At 62.8% G+C, this 18,315-nt stretch carries 19 protein-coding genes; 12 read left to right on the top strand and 7 right to left on the bottom strand.

Annotated elements, in window-relative coordinates; all coding sequences use genetic code 11:
• Positions 1-22 precede the first annotated feature (22 nt).
• A complete protein-coding gene (locus KHP07_RS19020; protein ID WP_078049263.1) occupies positions 23-883 on the top strand; it encodes a LysR substrate-binding domain-containing protein in 861 nt (286 codons plus the stop codon).
• Here KHP07_RS19020 and KHP07_RS19015 read toward each other — a convergent pair.
• On the bottom strand, positions 853-1,749 hold the full coding sequence (locus tag KHP07_RS19015) for a LysR substrate-binding domain-containing protein (protein WP_078049262.1): 897 nt from the start codon (positions 1,747-1,749) through the stop codon (positions 853-855). The genes KHP07_RS19020 and KHP07_RS19015 overlap by 31 nt on opposite strands.
• A 257-nt stretch (positions 1,750-2,006) precedes the next feature.
• On the opposite strand from KHP07_RS19015, the gene KHP07_RS19010 reads away from it, so the two are divergent.
• Both KHP07_RS19010 and KHP07_RS19005 read left to right on the top strand, forming a co-directional pair.
• Positions 2,007-3,332 carry an MFS transporter gene (locus KHP07_RS19010; RefSeq protein WP_099492937.1) on the top strand — a complete coding sequence of 442 codons (1,326 nt, stop codon included), beginning with the start codon at positions 2,007-2,009 and terminating at the stop codon, positions 3,330-3,332.
• 109 nt (positions 3,333-3,441) lie between these two features.
• Positions 3,442-4,149 carry a YebC/PmpR family DNA-binding transcriptional regulator gene (locus tag KHP07_RS19005; protein WP_028616915.1) on the top strand — a complete coding sequence of 236 codons (708 nt, stop codon included), beginning with the start codon at positions 3,442-3,444 and terminating at the stop codon, positions 4,147-4,149.
• Positions 4,150-4,238: 89 nt separating this feature from the next.
• Here KHP07_RS19005 and KHP07_RS19000 read toward each other — a convergent pair whose 3' ends face one another.
• Both KHP07_RS19000 and zapE read right to left on the bottom strand, forming a co-directional pair.
• Positions 4,239-5,522, bottom strand: coding sequence for a protein kinase (locus KHP07_RS19000; RefSeq protein WP_214497760.1), 1,284 nt, complete (start codon positions 5,520-5,522; stop codon positions 4,239-4,241).
• Positions 5,523-5,561: 39 nt separating this feature from the next.
• Entirely contained in the window at positions 5,562-6,656 is a 1,095-nt protein-coding gene (zapE, locus tag KHP07_RS18995; protein WP_099492936.1) for a cell division protein ZapE, read from the bottom strand.
• 215 nt (positions 6,657-6,871) lie between these two features.
• On the opposite strand from zapE, the gene KHP07_RS18990 reads away from it, so the two are divergent.
• The 7 genes from KHP07_RS18990 to KHP07_RS18960 all read left to right on the top strand — a co-directional run bounded on the left by KHP07_RS18990 (position 6,872) and on the right by KHP07_RS18960 (position 13,168).
• Positions 6,872-7,369 carry a Csu type fimbrial protein gene (locus tag KHP07_RS18990; protein WP_502937537.1) on the top strand — a complete coding sequence of 166 codons (498 nt, stop codon included), beginning with the start codon at positions 6,872-6,874 and terminating at the stop codon, positions 7,367-7,369.
• Positions 7,363-7,905, top strand: coding sequence for a Csu type fimbrial protein (locus KHP07_RS18985; protein ID WP_099492934.1), 543 nt, complete (start codon positions 7,363-7,365; stop codon positions 7,903-7,905). The genes KHP07_RS18990 and KHP07_RS18985 overlap by 7 nt, the downstream gene beginning before the upstream one ends.
• A gap of 18 nt (positions 7,906-7,923) precedes the next feature.
• Complete coding sequence (locus KHP07_RS18980) at positions 7,924-8,466, top strand: Csu type fimbrial protein (RefSeq protein WP_078049257.1); 543 nt, start codon at positions 7,924-7,926, stop codon at positions 8,464-8,466.
• Positions 8,467-8,468: 2 nt separating this feature from the next.
• Positions 8,469-8,957: a Csu type fimbrial protein gene (locus KHP07_RS18975; protein ID WP_214497759.1), complete on the top strand. Its 489-nt coding sequence runs from the start codon at positions 8,469-8,471 to the stop codon at positions 8,955-8,957.
• A 25-nt stretch (positions 8,958-8,982) separates the two neighbouring features.
• Complete coding sequence (locus tag KHP07_RS18970; protein WP_078049255.1) at positions 8,983-9,771, top strand: fimbrial biogenesis chaperone; 789 nt, start codon at positions 8,983-8,985, stop codon at positions 9,769-9,771.
• A 71-nt stretch (positions 9,772-9,842) separates the two neighbouring features.
• Positions 9,843-12,200: a fimbria/pilus outer membrane usher protein gene (locus tag KHP07_RS18965; protein ID WP_214497942.1), complete on the top strand. Its 2,358-nt coding sequence runs from the start codon at positions 9,843-9,845 to the stop codon at positions 12,198-12,200.
• A gap of 50 nt (positions 12,201-12,250) precedes the next feature.
• Positions 12,251-13,168, top strand: a complete 918-nt coding sequence (locus tag KHP07_RS18960; protein ID WP_100492438.1) for a Csu type fimbrial protein — start codon at positions 12,251-12,253, stop codon at positions 13,166-13,168.
• Here KHP07_RS18960 and KHP07_RS18955 read toward each other — a convergent pair.
• A complete protein-coding gene (locus KHP07_RS18955) occupies positions 13,165-13,902 on the bottom strand; it encodes an anti-sigma factor family protein (protein WP_099492930.1) in 738 nt (245 codons plus the stop codon). The genes KHP07_RS18960 and KHP07_RS18955 overlap by 4 nt on opposite strands.
• Positions 13,899-14,405, bottom strand: a complete 507-nt coding sequence (locus KHP07_RS18950) for a sigma-70 family RNA polymerase sigma factor (RefSeq protein WP_078049252.1) — start codon at positions 14,403-14,405, stop codon at positions 13,899-13,901. The genes KHP07_RS18955 and KHP07_RS18950 overlap by 4 nt, the downstream gene beginning before the upstream one ends.
• 167 nt (positions 14,406-14,572) lie before the next feature.
• Between KHP07_RS18950 and KHP07_RS18945 the strand changes: the two genes are divergently transcribed.
• Positions 14,573-15,655 (top strand): catalase family peroxidase, encoded by a 1,083-nt coding sequence (locus tag KHP07_RS18945; protein WP_078049251.1) that lies wholly within the window; start codon positions 14,573-14,575, stop codon positions 15,653-15,655.
• The gene (locus KHP07_RS18940; protein WP_078049250.1) at positions 15,652-16,191 is read left to right on the top strand and encodes a cytochrome b; all 540 of its coding nucleotides are present in this window, start codon (positions 15,652-15,654) and stop codon (positions 16,189-16,191) included. Before KHP07_RS18945 ends, KHP07_RS18940 begins: the two co-directional genes overlap by 4 nt.
• Before the next feature lie 91 nt (positions 16,192-16,282).
• Here the strand turns inward: KHP07_RS18940 and KHP07_RS18935 are convergent, their stop codons facing one another.
• Both KHP07_RS18935 and KHP07_RS18930 read right to left on the bottom strand, forming a co-directional pair.
• Entirely contained in the window at positions 16,283-17,434 is a 1,152-nt protein-coding gene (locus KHP07_RS18935; protein ID WP_078049249.1) for a M14 family metallopeptidase, read from the bottom strand.
• A 467-nt stretch (positions 17,435-17,901) separates the two neighbouring features.
• Positions 17,902-18,252 (bottom strand): DUF6124 family protein, encoded by a 351-nt coding sequence (locus KHP07_RS18930; RefSeq protein WP_078049248.1) that lies wholly within the window; start codon positions 18,250-18,252, stop codon positions 17,902-17,904.
• Positions 18,253-18,315: the final 63 nt, after the last annotated feature.

Below are 18,315 nucleotides of genomic sequence, written 5' to 3'. Positions count from 1 at the left end.
GCTATCAGTGAGGCCGATAGCTATGAACCTGTTCCAATTGCGTGCATTCGATGCCGTGGCCCGTGAGGGCAGTTTTACCCGTGCCGCCGCGCGGCTGTTCATCAGCCAGCCGGCGGTGACCGGGCACATCAAGGCACTGGAGGAGTACTACCAAATCCCGCTGCTGCGCCGCACCGCGCGACGGGTCGAGCTGACGGAAGAGGGCGCACGCCTGGCGGCAATCACCCGGGCGATCTTCGGCCTGGTGGACGAGGCACAGACCTTGTTGGAGGCCAACCGCCAGTTGCTCACCGGGCGCCTGGAAGTCGCGGCGGACGGGCCGCACCTGGTCATGCCGATGATCGCCAGCCTGCGCGCACGTTACCCGGGCATCACCGTCAACCTGCGCCTGGGCAACGCCCAGGAAACCCTGGCGGCGTTGTTGTCCGAGCATGCGGACGTGGCGGTGCTCACGGAAGTGGAGCCGCGCAATGGCCTGCACCTGCAACCGTTGAGCGAGTCGCGGATCTGCGCGTTGGTGCCGGCCGCGCACCCTTGGACGCTGCAGCCCAAGGGGATTCGCCTGGCGCAATTGGATGCGGTGATCATGGTGCTGCGAGAACCCAGCTCGATCACCCGGCGCACCTTCGACGACGCCTGTGCCGCCACCGGCGTGCAGCCCAAGGTGTTGCTGGAGCTGGACAGCCGTGAGGCGGTGACCGAGGCCGTTGCGGCCGAGTTGGGCGTTGGCGTGGTTTCGTCCATGGAGGTCAGCCAGGACCCCCGGGTGCAGGCGGTGCCGATCCAGGGGGAGGGCCTGGTAAACCGGCATATGCTCGGTTGCATGGAGCGGCGCCGGTCGCTGCGCTTGATTCAGGCGTTCTTTGAGCTGGCGCCGGGTTGAAGGCTGTCGCGCACGATGTCGAGAAAGGTCGCCACCACCCGGCGTGAACTCTGTTCCTTGAGGCACACCAGGGTCTCTTTCATCCGCTGGCTGCAATCGCGGATCGGCATGGCATACACCCGTGAGTCGGCGCCGAACTCCGCGGCAGAAACCACACCCACCCCAATCCCCACCACCACCGCTTCGCGCGCCGCTTCACGGCCTTCGACCTGGATCGCCGGGCGAATGCGCAGCCCGGCCTGGTTCATCTCTTGTTCCAGCGTCTGACGGGTCACGGAGCCAATTTCGCGCAATACCAGCGGCGTGTCGTCCAGGTCCGCGAGGCAGATGGATGCTCGTCCGGCCCAGGGGTGGTTGCGTGCGACAAAGGCCAGCAACTGGCCGTCGGGCAAGGGCAGAGACAGCAGGCGTTCGTCGTCGACGTCGCGCCCGAGCAGGGCCAGGTCGGCCTGGTAGTTGTACAGGCGAAACAGCGATTCGTCGGTGTTACCGGTTTCGATCTTCACGCTGATCCCTGGGTAGCGTTGGCAGAAACGTGCGATCTGCGGGAGCAAGTGCACGGGAGCATCCACCGCCAGGGTGAGGGTGCCGGTCTGCAAGGCGCGAGAGTCTTGTAGCAACTCTTCGGCTTCGGCCTCGATCACAAACAGGCGCTGGGTGATGGCCAGCAGCCGCTCGCCCAGGTCGGTCAGGCGCACTGAGCGTTTATTGCGATGAAACAGCAGCACGCCAAAGCGTTCTTCGAGCTTGCGAACCTGGTCGGAAATCGCCGGTTGGGTGAGGAACAGGCGCTCGGCGGCCTGGGTGAAACTGCCGTGGAGTGCCACGGCATGAAAGGCTTTGAGTTGGGCGTGGGAAACCGACATCGCAGATCCTCTTACAAGCTGAGCTTATATTTGAAATACGATAAATCGATTTTACCTATTAGTCAGCCGTTGCTTTGATACGCCCCAGTCGCCGTAGGTTGAGTCCTACAACTGCGGTGACCATGGGTCCTGGCAAACAGGGCTCATCTGACCAATGCCGCGCCCTACAAGGCCAGGCATTGCAGTGCTCAACAATAAAAAAACAGGCATTTGTTTTCGATTCTGCCGGCACACTCACACCTGAGGTCAGAACCACCATGAATATCCCTATGGGTAGCATCAAGCGTTGGCGCGTGCAGATTTTTGCCATCACCTGGCTGGCCTACGCCGCCTTCTATTTCACGCGCAAAGCATTTTCCGTTGCAAAGCTGGGGATCGGTGACGACCCGAGTTTCCCCCTCGACAAAATGATGATGGCCAACCTCGATGGCCTTTACCTGGCGGCGTATGCCGTGGGGCAATTCACCTGGGGCATGCTGGCCGACCGCTTCGGGCCACGGGTGGTGGTGCTGGGCGGCTTGCTGATTTCGGCAGCGGCCGCGTTGGTGATGGGCACGTTTGCGACCTTGCCGATCTTTGTCACCTGCATGTTGATCCAGGGGCTGGCGCAGTCCACCGGTTGGTCAGGGCTCTGCAAGAACCTCGGTAGCTTCTTCCCGGCGCAGCAGCGCGGGCGGGTATTGGGTTTGTGGAGTTCGTGCTACGCGTTTGGTGGACTGGTGGCGTCGCCCTTCGCCGGGTGGTGGGCCTACACGTTGGTCGGCAGTTGGCACGCAGCGTTTATCTCCAGCGCGGCGGTGGTGGGCGTGGTGGCGGTACTGTTCTTCATCTTCCAGCGCAACACACCACAGGATGTGGGCTTGCCCGCGGTAGAGCCGGAGCCCGTCTTGACCGCAGAGCAGGCTGCCGCCGAAAAACGCATCAGCATGCTGGAGCCGCTGCGCGCCATCCTGCGCAACCGCACGGTGCTGACCCTGGGGCTGGCGTATTTCCTGCTGAAACCGGCGCGCTACGCGATCCTGTTGTGGGGGCCGGTGATCGTCTATGAGCAAATGCCATCGGTGGGCAAGGTCGGGGCGGCGATTGTGCCCACGGCGTTCGAGCTGGCCGGGCTGCTTGGGCCGATCATGATCGGCCTGGCCTCCGACAAACTGTTCGGTGCCCGGCGCATGCCCGCCTGTGTGCTGAGCCTGCTGGCGCTGACCGTGGCCCTGGCGTTGTTCATGGGCGCGTTGCACACCGGAAGCGTGATGCTGGTGATGGCCTTGCTGTTCGTGATGGGCCTGACCCTGTACGGGCCGGACTCGATGATCAGCAGCACCGCCGCGATTGACTTCGGTACCGCCAAGGCGGGCGCCACGGCGGCTGGCTTCGTCAACGGCTGTGGTTCGGTCGGCGCGATCCTCGGCGGCTTGTTGCCGGGTTACTTTGACACCGTGACGGTCTTTATTGTGTTTGCCGGCGCCGCATTGTTTTCCGCCCTGGTGCTGATGCCTTACTGGAACGCCAGACCGGCGGTACTGGCCCAGGCGGGCGACTTCGTGCCGGACCGCAGTGTGGCGATCAACCCCCTGCGCACCTGAAGGCCTGGCCGGTTTTTTGGTGGATTAGAGTGTTTTTGCGCTATAAACTCTGCCCCCAAAGCGCCGGCCAGTAGACGTTTCGGCGCGATGGACGAAAAGAGAGTGAGTCATGGGCGCACAGTGGAAAGTCAAACATAAAGAAGCGGCAGCCAATGCCAAGGGCAAGATCTTCGGCAAGCTGGTGAAAGAAATCACCATCGCCGCCCGCAACGGCGCGGACACCTCCACCAACGCTCACCTGCGTCTGGTCGTGGAACAGGCCAAGAAAGCCTCGATGCCCAAGGAAACCCTGGACCGCGCCATCAAGAAAGGCGCCGGTCTGCTCGGCGAAACCGTGCAATACCACCGCGTGACCTATGAAGGGTTCGCCCCGCACCAGGTGCCGCTGATCGTCGAGTGCGTGACCGACAACATCAACCGTACCGTGGCGGAAATCCGCGTGGCGTTCCGCAAGGGCCAGCTCGGTGCTTCCGGCTCCGTGGCCTGGGACTTCAACCACGTCGGCCTGATCGAAGCCTCGCCGGACAGCCCGGATGCCGATCCGGAAATGGCCGCTATCGAAGCCGGTGCCCAGGATTTCGAAGACGGTGAAGAAGAGGGCACCACCCTGTTCATCACCGAGACCACCGACCTCGACGCCGTGCAGAAAGCCTTGCCGGAGCAGGGTTTCACCGTGCTGTCGGCCAAGCTGGGCTATCTCTCGAAGAACCCGGTGAGCGGTTTGAGCGATGAGCAGATGGCGGAAGTCGAAGCCTTCCTCGAAGGCCTGGACAACCACGATGACGTGCAGGATATGTTTGTCGGGTTGGCTGGCTGACGCTTACGTGCTGACTGACAATGCCTTGTAGGAGTCCGGCTTGCCGGCGATGGTGGCTTCAAGGACGCCATCGCCGGCAAGCCCGGCTCCTACAGGATGTGTGTTATTTCGTTGAAGCTCGGCCGTGCCAGCACGTCGCGCTGACAGCATCTTTTTTGCAGCTCGACTAATTCACTGCTCACCTGTCCTTCAACCCGTTCCAGCAGTTCCCCCAGCAAAATCCCGAACGCCTGCACTTCTATGCGCTGCAACGCCCTGGTTTCCACCGTGTTCGCCATCGCATGAAACGACGCTGCGCCAAAATCCCCCAGCAGACAATCGCCCGCTTCATTCCACAGGATATTGTGGCCGTACAGGTCACCATGGGTGATGCCGTGCCGGTGCAGGTGCGCGCCCACCGAAGCGATCCCACGTGCCATGCGCAGCGCCACCGCCAGGCTGAAGCGAGTGCCCGCTTCGTAGATGTCGCGGGTACACGAGGCCAGGCTCGGCAGGGCTGCGAGGTTGCGGTAGCTCGGGTCGATCAGGTCCATCACCAACGCGGCCTGGTCGTCAGGGTGGCCGACCACGCGGCCCTCGACCTTGATCAGGTTGGGGTGCAGTCCAGCAGCAATGCAGGCCTGCATTTCGTGCAGCGGCGAGCCGTCGCTGGTGATGCTGCCTTTATACAGTTTGACGGCGACAGGTCTGCCTGACGGTTTCCACAGTGCTTTGCGGATGACACCGGAAGCGCCTTCGCCGAGGACTTCGGCCAGTTCCAATTCGGACCAGGGAATATCTGGCGTGGCGTCATCGCCCGCCACCTCCACTGCCATTTCCACCGGGTTGCCGGCATACGCCAGCCACGTCAGGCTGGGCAGCGCCAGCAGCCACTCGGGCAAATGTGTAAAGCGGTTGGAGGCGATGCGCAGCAACTCAAGGTTGTGGCAGTTGGCCAGGCTTTCCGGCAGGTGGTCCAGTTGGTTGCCGGCCAGCATCAGTTTCTGCAGCAGCGGCCGTTCACCCAGTTCGCTCGGCAACTGACTGATGCGGTTATCGGTCAGGATCAGCCAGCGCAACAGCGGCGGCAGGGCGGTGGCGGGCACGTGACTGATCTGGTTGGCCTTGAAGCCGATCATGCTCAGCTTGGCGCATTGGCCCAGGCTGGCTGGCAGCTCGGTGAAGAGGTTGTCCGAGCAGAACAGCACGCGCAGGTGCGGCAGGCGGTGCAGGTCGTCCGGCAGGCTGCTCAGGGCATTGCCGCTGAGGTTGAGGATTTCCAGGGTGTCGGCCAGCTCGAAAATTTCCCGGGGGAATTCGGTCAGCCCGCAGGACAGGTCCAGGCGCGTGATGCCGGCCAATTGGCCGGCCTTGAGTTGGGCAAGGGTATTCATGAACGGCGCGGTCACTCGGCGAGAAGGCGTAAATGGCGCTCATGATACCGGGTCGGGCGCGTGTTGCGCGTTGGCCGGCTGCAATTGTCCGAGACGGCTGGCAGTGCGCGCCAGGTCGATGGCTTGGCCGCTCAAGGCAACGTCGAGCGGCAATTCGCCGATCAGTACCAGGTGCTTGTCGCGGTCGTAGAGCACGTCCACCAGGTTGATAAAACGCTGCTGCACGGCAATCGGGCAGTCCGCCAGTCGGGGCAGGCCGTCGATGATCCAGTGGTCATAGTCCTGGCACAGCAGCAGGTAGTCCATCACCGCCGTCAGTTGTTCGCACAGGTCGTTGAAGGTGAAGGCGACGCTGCGTCCTTCATGGCGGCGACACATCAACGTTCGATGGCCGACGGCCAGGGGGAGGGGCGGGCAGTCCGCAGCGGGCAGGTCGAGCGCCGCCCGCTGGCTCGGGGTGCCCGGCCACACGTACTGACCGCAGGTAAAACGTTGCGCGCTTTGGGCTTGGGGCAGGCTGCGAAAGTCCTGGGGCGAGCTGACTTCCAGCACCTCCATGCGCGCATCGATCAGGTCGATCACCGGCTTGAAACGCTCGTGGTACAGCGGGTTGGGCAGCAGCCCTTGCGGTGCATAGTTGGATGTCACCAGCACCAGCACACCGCGCTCGAACAGGGCCTTGAACAGCCGCGTAATCAGCATGGCATCGCCGATATCGTGGACGTGGAATTCGTCGAAACACAGCACCCGGCAGTCTGCCAACTGTTCATCGAGGGTCACGGCCAGGGCATCGTCCTGCGCACGGTGCGTGAACATGCCGCGATGCAGGTGGGCGAAAAAGTCATGGAAGTGCACGCGCTGCTTCTCGGCGATCGGCAACGCCTGGAAAAACCCGTCCAGCAACCAGCTTTTGCCGCGCCCCACCGGCCCGTGCAGGTACAGGCTGCGGGCGGGTTGGCCGGCCAGCAGGTGTTGGGTTTCGCGGGCCAGGGCGGTAATGGCGCGGGTTTGACCGGTGCTCAGGGTGTAACCCTGTTGCTCGGCCTTTTGCTGAAAGAACGCGGGGATGGGCGAGGCGTCGAGGGTGTCGGGCTTTTTGCCGAGCAGGCGACGGATCAGGGAAAGCGCGGCCAATGCAAGTCACTCTGTATTTCAGTGGTCGCTCACTTTAGGGCGCTCGCCGCGTTTTGACCAATAGAGAAGGGCGCTGCCAGCTATCTCGAAAAAGCATGTCACGCAGGTAATCCTGTCCAGACTGGCAGTTTTTCGCTGAGTGTCTAACCTCCTACACAGCAGTCACCCCTGTACAAGGACTTGGGGCAGTGAAGGGACGAGCAGTATTGGCAGTCATGGGCGCGATGCTCTGCAACACGGCTTACGGTGCACAACTCCAGGTGGAGGTGCGTATCGACGTGCAGCGGGGCTGCCAGCTGGTGGGGACCACCCGCAGCGCTGGCATCGAGCAACTTGGCGTATTGGATTTCGGCAGCGGCCCGCGTCTGGATGACCCGGCCGGGCCCCTGAGTGCGGCGTTGATCAGCCAGCGCCAGCCGCGCCTGGAGTGCAACCCCGACACGCCGTACCAGGTACGCGTCGATGGCGGCCTGCATGGCGGCACCGGCGAAGTGCGTTACCTCAGCGCCACCCCATCGACCAAACCCATTCCCTATCGCATCTATGCCGACGCCGCGCGGCGCGTGCCGTTGCCGGTGGATGTGCCGCTCAGCGGCCGGGTGCCGGACGCTGGGTTCGTCGACCTGCCGCTCTACGGGCGCATCGAGCCGCTCAAGGACATCCCCGCCGCCGGCCGCTACACCGACCTCCTCAAGGTGACGGTGACATGGTAAGCCGCTGTCTGGCCCTGGTGGCCATGGGCGGCCTGCTGTTGCTGGCAGAAGACGCGCAGGCGGCTGTCGCCAGCGGGTTTATCCAGGCGCGACTGGTGATCACCGCCAGTTGTGAGGTGAGCAAAGGCGTCGAGAGTGCGCCGGTCAACCCCACGGGCGGCACGGCCATGCTTGACTTCGGCAGCCAGGGCCCGACCTGGAGCAACCCGTTGGGCGCCGGCATCACCGATGGCGACAAGGCGCCGTTGGCGGTGTCGTGCAACCCCTCGGTCTCGAGCTTCACCGTGACCATCGACGGTGGCACCAACGGCGACGGCACCACCCGGCGCCTGAGCAATGGGCGCCAGATGATTCCTTATCGACTGTCCGCCGACCCGCAGGGGCGCAGCACCTACAGCATCGGGCAGCAACGCAATTTTGTCGTGGCCAAGGGCACCCAGATACCGATCCCGGTGTTTGGCTCCGTGGTGGCAAATACCAGTGCCTTACCGGCAGGGATCTACACCGACACGTTGACGGTGACACTGGACTGGTAACTCAAGAGGATGAAAACCATGCATGTACTTGTTTCGCGATTAGGCGTCTGTGCGCTGGGCCTGGCAATGGCCTCCAGCCTCAACGCGGCAACCACGGTGACGGGGCAGATCACTTCCAGCCTGACGTTGATTGCCAGTTGCCAGGTCAATGGCTCCGGGGCGGCCACTGGCCTGAACTTCGGCTCCTTGAATTTTGGTACCACCAACAGCCTGTTCACCAATGCCGATGCCCAGTTGTTGGGCGGTACCGGCACCGGTGGGGCGTTGTCGATCCTGTGCTCCAGTGGCACCACACCAGCGGTCAAGGTGCGCGCCGGTGCTCATGACGGCGCATCGCCGGGAGGCAGCCGCGCATTGGCTGACGGTGCGGGTAACTTCGTGCCCTACGACTTCTATACCGACAGCGGCCATTCCGCGCTGCTGGCGATCGACGGCGTGATTACCCTCGCCACCAGTACCGGCGTGGCGCAGACCGTCAACCTCTACGGTCGGGCGGTGGGCAAGGCAGGGCTGCCGGCAGGCACCTACACCGACACCGTGGCCGTGGAACTGACGTTCTAGCGATGTGGCTCAGAGCCTTGCTGGCCTGTGGGCTGGCGTTGCCGCTGCCATTGTCGGCGGTGACCAGCCAGAGCTTCCAGGTGAGCGCGACCATTACCCCCGGCTGCCTGATCGTGGGCGGCGGCGCCAATTACGGTGCGCTGACCTACGGCAGTTACTCGGCGCTGGCGACAGGCACGGTCACGGCTGCGCTGACGGGGGGCGTCACCTTGCAATGCACACCGGGGGTGACGCTGAGCATGAGCGTCAATGGCGGGCAGCACAGCAGCACCGGGCGCAATTTGCAGCTCAACAGTGGTAGCGCGCGGGTGGCTTACCAGTTGTTTCGGGATGCGGCGTTCAGCCAGAGCCTGGGGATCGGCCAGAGCGTCAACGTGGCCTACAGCGACGCGAACAACATCAGCCTGCCGATCTACGGGCGGGTGCAATTGCCGGGCAATCAGCCTGGGGGGACATACAGCGACACGCTGCAGGTGCAGCTGACGTGGTAAGGCTATCGGTATAAGGAGTGGGGTTATGCGTTCACCTTCCCGGCGGCTGTGGGCCGCGGGTATTGCCTTGAGTGCGGTGTGCACGGCAGGGCTTGTGCAGGCGGCCAGCTCGGTGCTGATCTGGCCCATCGACCCGGTGCTGGAGGCCGATCAACAGGCCAGCGCGCTGTGGCTGGAAAACCGCGGGACCGAGACTGCAAGCCTGCAGATTCGCGTGTTCGCCTGGAGCCAGAGCGGCTTTGACGAGCAGTACCAGAACCAGCGCGATGTGATCGGCAGCCCGCCCGTGGCGCGAATCGAGCCGGGGCAAAAGCAACTGGTACGCCTGACCCGCACCCGCGAAGTACCACCTGGGCAAGAGTTGGCCTACCGCATCATCATCGATGAAATCCCTTCGCCCCTGCAGGTGCCCACGCCGCCGGAAGGCAAGAACACCGCAGCGGCGATCCGCTTTCAGATGCGTTATTCGGTGCCGCTGTTTGCCTACGGCGCAGGCCTGTGGAGCAAGGAAGACAGCACGCGCCAGCGCGATCCCAAGGGCGCCGGCAAACCGGAGTTGAGCTGGCAGAAAGTCACCGTGGCGGGGCGCCAATACCTCGAAGTGCGCAACCAGGGCGCCGTGCATGCGCGCCTTACCGATGCTTCGTTCAAACAGGGTGGGCAGACCCGGCCCCTGGTGGACGGCCTGCTGGGCTATGTATTGCCCGGCGCGACCATGCGCTGGCCGGTGCCGGACGGGCTGTCGGCCGACCAGCCGTTGCAGGTCAGGATCAACGGTGCGCAACAGCTGGAGAACCTTGCGCCGAAGCGGTAACGGCAGCGTAGCGGGGCTGGGAGGCCCCGGGTTTTAAACGGATGGAGATGTCCATTGAAGGACACAACGCCATGGTGAGTCGTGGTCGGGCTCGCAGTCTATGGCTGTCGGTGGTAGGCGGGCTGGGCGGCGCAATGATTGCGCTTCCGGGCGTGGCTGGCGACCTGCCACCGCCCCCGAGCAGTATGGAGGCTGTCGCCGATGCACAGTTGTTTCTGGAGCTGGTGGTCAACCAGATGGACACCGGCCGCGTCATCGCGGTCGATCAGCGGGCCGGGCAACTCTATGTGCCGGCCAGCGCACTGCAGGACGTGGGCATGAAGCTGCCCGGCGAATTGAGCGGCAGCGTAGCGCTGGACAAGATCCCCGGCCTGCACAGCGATTACGACAGCAACGGCCAGCGCCTGCTGCTGGATGTGCCGCCGTCGTGGCTGAAGGAACAATTTATCGGCAACCGCAACACTTACCCGCGCACCCAGGCGATGAGCAGCTTCGGCGCCTTGCTCAACTATGACCTGTATTTCAACGACACCGACGAAGGCGGCAGCTACCTCGCCGCCTGGAACGAAGTGCGGCTGTTCGACAACTGGGGCACTTTGTCCAATACCGGCCAGTACCGCCAGACCTTGGCCGATGGCGTCAGCAGCGGTACGTTCAACAACGGTTACCGGCGCTACGACACTACCTGGCGGTTCTCTGATGATGAGCGGCTGCTGACCTACGAAGCCGGTGACGTGATCAGCGGCGCCTTGCCCTGGAGCAGTTCGGTGCGCCTGGGCGGTGTGCAGTTCTCGCGGGACTTCGCGGTGCGCCCGGACCTGGTGACTTACCCCCTGCCGCAATTTGCCGGTGAGGCCGCGGTGCCGTCGTCGGTGGACCTGTTTATCAACGGCTACAAATCTGACAGCGCGCTGCTGCAACCGGGGCCGTACACCCTGACCAACGTGCCGTTTATCAACGGCGCCGGCGAAGCGGTGGTGGTGACGACCGACGCCCTCGGTCGCCAGGTGTCGACCACCGTACCGTTCTACGTGACTAGCACGTTGTTGCAAAAAGGCCTGACGGATTTCTCGGTGGCCGCCGGCTCCTTGCGCCGGGAATACACCCTGAAGGATTTCGCCTATGGCCCTGGCGTGGCCAGCGGCACCTTTCGTTATGGTTATTCCGACAACCTGACCCTGGAGAGCCATGCCGAGGCCTCCAGTGACCTGACCCTGGGCGGCCTGGGCGGCAACCTGCGGCTGGGCAACTTCGGCGTGCTCAACACGGCTGTCAGCCAAAGCCAGTTCGAAGGACGTACCGGCCAGCAACTGAGCCTGGGGTATCAGTACAACAGCACGCGCTACAGCCTCTCGTACCAACGAGTCGAGCGACGCGACGAGTACGCCGACCTGACCCTGGTCGACACCCCTTACGCCAGCCTCAGCAAGCGCAGCGAACAGGTAACGCTGAGCCTCAACCTCGAGCGCTTCGGCAGCCTGGGCATGGGCTATTTCGACGTGCAGGCGGCGGACGATTCGCGCACGCGCCTGCTCAACCTGAGCTGGAGTAAACCGCTGTGGCGCAACACCAGTTTCTACCTGTCGGCCAACCGCGAGATCGGCGACAGCAACTGGGCGATGCAGGCGCAGTGGGTGATTCCGTTCGACCTCAACGGCAGCCTGGCCTTGAGCACCGAGCGCAGCAAGGACGGCGCCAGTCGCCAGCGCCTCAATTACAGCAGCGCGGTGCCCAGCGAGGGCGGGGTGGGCTACACCCTCGGTTATGCCCAGGGCGATGGCGCGGCGTACCGGCAGGCCGACCTGACCTGGCGCTTGCAGTCGGTGCAGTTGCAGGCCGGCGTGTACGGCAGCAGCGATGCCCAGACCCGCTGGGCGGATGCCAGCGGCTCGCTGGTGTGGATGGGCGGTAACACCTTTGCCGCCAACCGGATCAATGATGCCTTTGTGGTGGTGAGTACCCAGGGTTTCGCCGGGATCCCGGTGCGCTACGAGAACCAACTGGTGGGCGAAACCGACCGCAACGGCCACCTGCTGGTGCCGTGGAGCAGCGCGTACTACCGCGCCAAATATGAAATCGATCCGCTGAACCTGCCGCTCAACGTGCAGAGCCCGAATGTGGAGCAGCGTGTGTCGGTGCGCCGTGGCAGCGGCTACCTACTGGAGTTCCCGCTGCGCCGGGTGCTCGCGGCCAGCGTCACCCTGGTGGATACCCAGCATCAGGAACTGCCCTTGGGCAGCCTGGTGGTGCACGAGCAAAGCAACCAGCAGGCGGTGGTCGGCTGGGATGGCCTGGTTTACCTGGAAAACCTCTCGGCGCATAACACCTTGCAGGTCACGTTGGGTGAGGGGCGTACGTGCCAGGCGCGGTTCGACATGGACGAGCAGCAACAAGGCGTGCCGCTGATCGGGCCGTTGGTGTGCCAATGAGGGGGTTGGGGTGGCTGTCTGTCGTAGGTTTAGTGTTGTCGGGCCAGGCCATGGCAGCGTGTTCGGTGGTAACCACGCTGCCGGCGAGCTTCGGGTCGATCAGCTCGATGACGGTACGCACGGCGGCGCAGGCCACGTCGACAGCCAACTCAGGGTTGAGCTGCACCTCGGCATTGATCTCGCTGCTGGTGTCCTCCGACCATTTCTACGCGACGATCACCTCCTCCAAGACCGGCATGGTCGGGCCTACCGGTGACGTCATCGGCTATACGATCTACGCCAACAACAGCACCAGCTTTCCGATAACCCGTGGGGCGCAATTCGATTTTGGCGGGGCGGGGGGCATTGCCCAGAGCATCGGGTTGATCGCGGGGCCTGGCGCTAAAACCGTGCCGCTGTACGTGAGCAGTATCACCGGCAGCAACGTCGCCGCCGGCTTGTACACCGAGACCTTGAACATTGCCTGGAACTGGAACTACTGCTCGGGGGTTGGCATTGGCGGTATCTGCCTGGGCCGCGACATCGGCAGTGGTACGGCTGCTTTGACGGTGAGCATGACCGTCACCAATGACTGCCAGATTACTGCACCCAATATCAGTTTCGGTAGCGCCCCGGTGATCAGTGGTTTCACCACGGTGACCGGGCAGGCGAGCATTTCCTGCACCAAGGGCAGTGCGTACAGCGTAGGGCTGAGCGACGGCCAGAATTCAGTCAGCGCGGGCGGGCGGCGGCGGATGGTCTCAGGCAGCAACTACCTGGCCTACGACATCTTCAAAAGTGCCGGCACCACCCGTTGGGGCAGTGTGGGGGCGGCGCGTCGCGACAGCTCCACCGCCGAGGTCAACCCCGGCAATGGCCTGGGTATAGGCAGCCAGGTGTTCAACTACAACGCCAGGATCTATAGCGATCAAACCACTCCGCCGGCCGGCACCTACCTCGACAACGTGGTACTCGACGTGGGCTTCTAGAACTTCAGCATCGCCGGAGTGGGCTGGTCTGCCGGGCTGACCACCGCATAGTTGTAGCCGGCGCCGGACCAATATTGGGCCTGCAAGCCATCGGCACTGCGGCTGCCACGGGGCAGGAAGCCGTTCTCCGGTCCCGGTGGCCGGATATAGAAACTGATGCGCCGCCCTTGTGGATCTTCGTACAGCACCATGGCCGCCGCGCCTTGCTCGGTGGTGAGCAGGCGCCCGCTGACCGGCGTGAACCCGGAACCGCTCAAGTCAGGCAAGCGATGGGCCTGGTTGAAGTAGCGATCGAGCCAGGCCTGCATTGTGCCGCTGCCCTGAACCTGATAATCGGCGGGCATGATGCCGTCCTGGGCGAACAAGCGGAACGCCTGCATCGCATCGGCCATCGGCAATGGGGCGGGCTGGGTGGCTTCACGGGCGTGCCAGCCACCGACACCGCCAAGGCTGACGGCGATCAGCAGCACGGCTGCCGTGGCGAAGTGGCGGCGCGACTGGCGCTTGATGCGCTGGCGAATCAATGCCGGGTCCAGGTCCGGGTTGGGCGGCTGTTGCAGGGCACCGCCCAACGCCGCGCGCAGCAATTGTGCGTCGTGCTGCCAGGCATGGACCTGGGCCGCGACGTCGGGGTGGGCCGCCAGATAGGTTTCAAGCACGCGGCGATCACTCTCCAGCAGTTGGTGATCGACGTAGGCATGCAAATCGCGTTCGCTGGGGGGCAGGCTGATCATTTGAGTATCCGCAGGGAAGGGCTGGCAATTTCGCCATCACTGAGTTGGCGCAGGGCTTGGCGCGCCCGCGACAGGCGCGACATCACGGTGCCGATGGGCACTTCGAGGATCTCGGCGACTTCCTTGTAGCTCAAGCCTTCGACCGAGACCCATAGCAGCAATGCGCGCTGCTCGGTGTTGAGTTGATCGAAGGCTTGCAGGGTCGACTGGGCGATCACGGTGCGTTCCACCGACGGCTGCGCGTCGTCGCGTCCGGTAAAAAATTCCAGCATGCGTGCATAGCGCCGGGTGCGGCGGTGGGCATCGAGGAACTGGCGGTAGAGGATCGAAAACAGCCAGGCGCGCAAGTCGCCTTCGATGCGTTTGTCGGCCCAACTGATGATCCCCCGTTCCAGGGTCGACTGCACCAGATCGTCCGCACTGCTGGCGTTACGGGTCAGGGACACGGCAAAGCGCCGCAGCCTGGGGATGAGTTCACGTAACTGTTCGTCGAGTTCATGCATGGGAATCTGGCTGGTCACTACGCTGGGACTAGAGAGACGTGCGGCGTTGAGGGTTATTCCCCTTGCTTGAAAATAAATTCAAGGCCAGGGAATAGAGCCGACCGGCGTTCGTCTTAATGCTCCGACCTTATGTTCACCCCTAAGGCCTTTGGCCCTGGAGTTCCTTCATGGTAGATCACTCATCACCGCCCCGTCCCCCGTTGAGCACTGCGAGCCTGATCGCGCGCCTGGCGGGTATCGGTGCCGTGGTTGCGGTTGTGGCGGGGGCATTTGCCTACGTCAATGGCACCCTCGACCCACAGCGCCTGCGCCCTAAAACCCTGGTCAATGCCCTGGAAACCAACAATGGCGTGCACCCCGGCTTCCGACGTAACCATGCCAAGGGTGTGTGTGTCGCGGGTTATTTCGAGAGCAGCCCCGAAGCCCGTGCCTACTCCAGCGCCCAGGTGTTCAGCGAGGCCAAGACCCCGCTGGTCGGCCGGTTTGCCTTGCCCAGCGGCAACCCCTATGCGCCCGACAGCAGTGTGCCGATCCGCAGTTTTGCCGTGCAATTCACCCAGGCCAACGGCCAGCAGTGGCGTACGGGCATGAACAGCATGCCGGTGTTCCCGGTGGGTACGCCTGAAGCGTTCTACCAGATGCTCAAGGCCGGTACACCGGAGCCGGCCACTGGCAAACCGAACCCGGCGAGCATGCCGGCGTTTTTTGCCGCTCATCCCGAGACCGCGCCGTTTCTGGCGTGGGTCAAGACCGCCAAGCCATCGGCCAGTTATGCGACTGAAACCTACAACGGTATCAACGCGTTTTACTTGGTGGGTGCCGATGGCAAGCGTCAGGCAGTGCGTTGGGGGGTGGTACCGCAGCTTCAGGATGCGGCGGGCGATGTTGCGCCGGCCGGGAGTGACTTCCTCGAAAAAGACCTGGTGCAGCGCCTGGCGGCAGGGCCGTTGCGCTGGCAGTTGAACATGACCCTGGCCAACCCTGGGGACCCGCTGGACGATGCGAGCAAGGCCTGGACCGGCGAGCATAAGGTCATCAACGCCGGCACCCTGGTGCTGCAAAGCAGTCAGCCGCAAGCGGACGGTGATTGCCGTGATATCAACTTTGACCCGCTGATTCTGCCCAGTGGCATCGAAGCCTCCAATGATCCCTTGCTGGCGGCACGTTCGGCGGCCTATGCCAGTTCGTACCTGCGCCGCGCCGGTGAAGTCAGCCCGTTGCACAGCGCCCCTCAGGAGTCGAAGCCATGAATGCCCAACCACGGTTCTTCGCGCCGCTGGCGCGTCTGTTGCACTGGCTGATGGCGCTGATGGTCATCGCCATGCTGTTTATCGGCGCGGGCCTGGCGGCTTCTGTGTCGGAGCGGCATGAGTGGTTGATCCACCTGCACAAGCCGCTGGGGATCGCGATCCTGGCGTTGGTGATCGTGCGGTTGGTAGTGCGTTTCTCCACGCGCCAACCGCCGTTGCCGGCTGACTTGCCGCTGTGGCAAGTGTTGGCGGCCAAGGCCTCCCATGTGGTGCTGTATGCCTTGATGCTGGTGTTGCCGTTGCTGGGCTGGGCGATGATTTCAGCGGCGGGCGACCCGGTGATGCTCAGCAGTTCGGTGCAATTGCCAGCGTTGGTAGGCGCGAACGCGCCGTTGTTCGCGGTGTTGCGCAAGGCCCATGGGTTTTTGGCCTACCTGCTGTTCCTGACGGTGCTGTTGCACCTGGCAGCGGCGTTGTTCCATGGGTTGATCCGGCGCGATGGCGTATTGCAAAGCATGACTGGCAGCAAACGCTGACGGTGCAGGAGCCGGCTTGCCGGCGATGGCGTCCTTGAAATGTCTGCATCATCAAGGGCCTCATCGCCGGCAAGCCGGCTCCAACAAGGCGTTAGCGTAGGGTGGTCACGATGTCGGCGACGGTGCTCAGTACGTCTTTGCCCAGCTGCTTGGAACGCTCACCGGACCAGCCGGTTTTCAGGTTGGGCGCGTCGTCGTTGTCCTTGAAGGGCATTTCCAGGGTCAGGGACAGGCAGTCGTATTGCTGGCCAACAGCGTTGCACGCCAGGGTCATGTTGGCTTCGCCCGGTAGGTCGCGGGTATAGCCGTAAGTGGTCTGGAAGTCGCGGGTCAGGCCGCTCAAGTGGCTGCGGAAGTGTTTTTCCAATGCCTCGATGCGCGGGGTGTAGCCGGGGTTGCCTTCGCAGCCGGCGGTGAAGACGTAGGGGATTTCCTCGTCACCGTGGATATCGAGGAACAGGTCCACACCGTACGTTTCCATCTGTTGTTGGACGAACCATACTTCCGGGCTGATCTCCTGGCTGGCGCTCTGCCAGGCACGGTTGAGGTCTTGGCCCATGGCGTTGGTGCGCAAGTGGCCATGGAACGCCCCGTCCGGGTTCATGTTGGGCACCAGGTACAGGTCGGCGACTTTCAGCAGCTTTTTCAGCTCGGCATCACCGTCCTGTTGCAGGCGTTCGATGATGCCCTCCATGAACCATTCGGCCATGTGCTCGCCAGGATGCTGTTGGGCGATGATCCAGATCTTGCGGCGGCCTTCACCGCCTTTGCCGCGACGCAGCAACTGGATGTCACGGCCCTCGGCACTCTTGCCGGTGGCCAGTAATTGCGTGCCGGCGCGACTCAGGGCCTGCTCGATCAGCCAGTCGTGACGCTCACGGCTGTAGGGTTCGAAATAGGCTAACCACGCATGCTTCTCGCGGGTTTCCAGGCTGATATGCAGGATTTCCCCATCAAAGCGCGAAGGCACCCGGAACCAGTTGATGTGGTCGTAGGACGCCACAGCGTTGTAACCGCTCCACGCGTGCGGGTAGGAAGACTTGCCCGCGTTGCTCAGGCGGAAGGTGTGAGTGTGGCCCACGTGCATGCCTTCGGCCTTGAAGTGGAACCATTGGTAGTGTTGGCTGCGTGTGTCGGGTTTGATTGCCAGCAATAACTGATAGGCATCGTGGGCATCCAGTACCTGGATATTGCCACTGTCGAAGTCGGAGCTGATTTTGATGGAGGTCAAGGCCACGGTCATAGTCTGGGTGCCTGAATATGAGTGTTGTGGCGGCCATATTACACAGGAGTCTGGTAAAGGCTGGATGCAAAATTGTTGCAGGGGGGAGGGGGGGCGTCATCCGTGACGCCGCAGCAGCTTAGAATCTATGAGATTGATTCTCAAGCGCTATTTCGCAAAGATCTGCGCTAGCGCGTTCGACTGGCTTTCTTTTGGCGATGGTCTTTTGCTACCATGCGCGCCATCGAGCAACACACAGTCTTCATTAGCCTGAAGCCATGCCAGGAAAACTGGCAAAAAAAAGACCCGGCCAAAGAGCCGGGTCAAAAACCGTGATTAGCCTGATGAGGAGATATTCCAAGAGTCCGACCTAAGGTCCCTTGGTCTATCGACTGATCTCGCGATCAGCTAGGTCCAATAATAATCATTATCATTTGCAAGTCAAATGTTTTTATCCCCTGGATAGAAATATTTTTTCTTCGCGCCTGTTATCCGTTCGCTTGAGCCTCGGGCGCTCGCAACGACCGCTCCACCATCGCCTTCGCCATATCAATCAAATACACCACTGAAAACGCCAGGTCGCGCTGATAGCCCTGATGGCTGCTCGCAGATTCATAGGCTGTGGCGGCGGCACTGCGCAACAGGTCCGAGGCGTGCACCAGGGCTTCTTCCTGGCTGATGCCTGGCTTGATGGCAAACAGTGCGTCGTCAGGCATGGATGCCGACATATCTTCTTTCAAGTAAAAGTCCAATGCGCGCTGGGCGGCGCCGCTGCTGCGCAGGTCGTGCAGCTCTGTGTCTTCGGGGAGTTCGGGCAGGAGGTACGGGCTTGTCGTCATAAGGGGCGGTACTCTGGGTGGGTGTCGAAAACCTTATGCCCGATAATAGTACGTATCGTATTT

This window comes from Pseudomonas sp. VS40, assembly GCF_018587885.1.
In the GTDB taxonomy this organism is placed as follows: Bacteria; Pseudomonadota; Gammaproteobacteria; order Pseudomonadales; family Pseudomonadaceae; genus Aquipseudomonas; species Aquipseudomonas pergaminensis.
Note: the sequence above shows the minus strand (reverse complement) of the source record. Positions and strands in the feature narration are given on the sequence as shown.

Coding starts and splice junctions, on each gene's coding strand:
- KHP07_RS19020 (WP_078049263.1), top strand. CDS start 23: ATGAACCTGTTCCAATTGCGTGCATTCGATGCCGTGGCCCGTGAGGGC.
- KHP07_RS19015 (WP_078049262.1), bottom strand. CDS start 1,749: ATGTCGGTTTCCCACGCCCAACTCAAAGCCTTTCATGCCGTGGCACTC.
- KHP07_RS19010 (WP_099492937.1), top strand. CDS start 2,007: ATGAATATCCCTATGGGTAGCATCAAGCGTTGGCGCGTGCAGATTTTT.
- KHP07_RS19005 (WP_028616915.1), top strand. CDS start 3,442: ATGGGCGCACAGTGGAAAGTCAAACATAAAGAAGCGGCAGCCAATGCC.
- KHP07_RS19000 (WP_214497760.1), bottom strand. CDS start 5,522: ATGAATACCCTTGCCCAACTCAAGGCCGGCCAATTGGCCGGCATCACG.
- KHP07_RS18990 (WP_502937537.1), top strand. CDS start 6,872: ATGGGCGCGATGCTCTGCAACACGGCTTACGGTGCACAACTCCAGGTG.
- KHP07_RS18985 (WP_099492934.1), top strand. CDS start 7,363: ATGGTAAGCCGCTGTCTGGCCCTGGTGGCCATGGGCGGCCTGCTGTTG.
- KHP07_RS18980 (WP_078049257.1), top strand. CDS start 7,924: ATGCATGTACTTGTTTCGCGATTAGGCGTCTGTGCGCTGGGCCTGGCA.
- KHP07_RS18975 (WP_214497759.1), top strand. CDS start 8,469: ATGTGGCTCAGAGCCTTGCTGGCCTGTGGGCTGGCGTTGCCGCTGCCA.
- KHP07_RS18970 (WP_078049255.1), top strand. CDS start 8,983: ATGCGTTCACCTTCCCGGCGGCTGTGGGCCGCGGGTATTGCCTTGAGT.
- KHP07_RS18965 (WP_214497942.1), top strand. CDS start 9,843: ATGGTGAGTCGTGGTCGGGCTCGCAGTCTATGGCTGTCGGTGGTAGGC.
- KHP07_RS18960 (WP_100492438.1), top strand. CDS start 12,251: ATGGCAGCGTGTTCGGTGGTAACCACGCTGCCGGCGAGCTTCGGGTCG.
- KHP07_RS18955 (WP_099492930.1), bottom strand. CDS start 13,902: ATGATCAGCCTGCCCCCCAGCGAACGCGATTTGCATGCCTACGTCGAT.
- KHP07_RS18950 (WP_078049252.1), bottom strand. CDS start 14,405: ATGCATGAACTCGACGAACAGTTACGTGAACTCATCCCCAGGCTGCGG.
- KHP07_RS18945 (WP_078049251.1), top strand. CDS start 14,573: ATGGTAGATCACTCATCACCGCCCCGTCCCCCGTTGAGCACTGCGAGC.
- KHP07_RS18940 (WP_078049250.1), top strand. CDS start 15,652: ATGAATGCCCAACCACGGTTCTTCGCGCCGCTGGCGCGTCTGTTGCAC.
- KHP07_RS18935 (WP_078049249.1), bottom strand. CDS start 17,434: ATGACCGTGGCCTTGACCTCCATCAAAATCAGCTCCGACTTCGACAGT.
- KHP07_RS18930 (WP_078049248.1), bottom strand. CDS start 18,252: ATGACGACAAGCCCGTACCTCCTGCCCGAACTCCCCGAAGACACAGAG.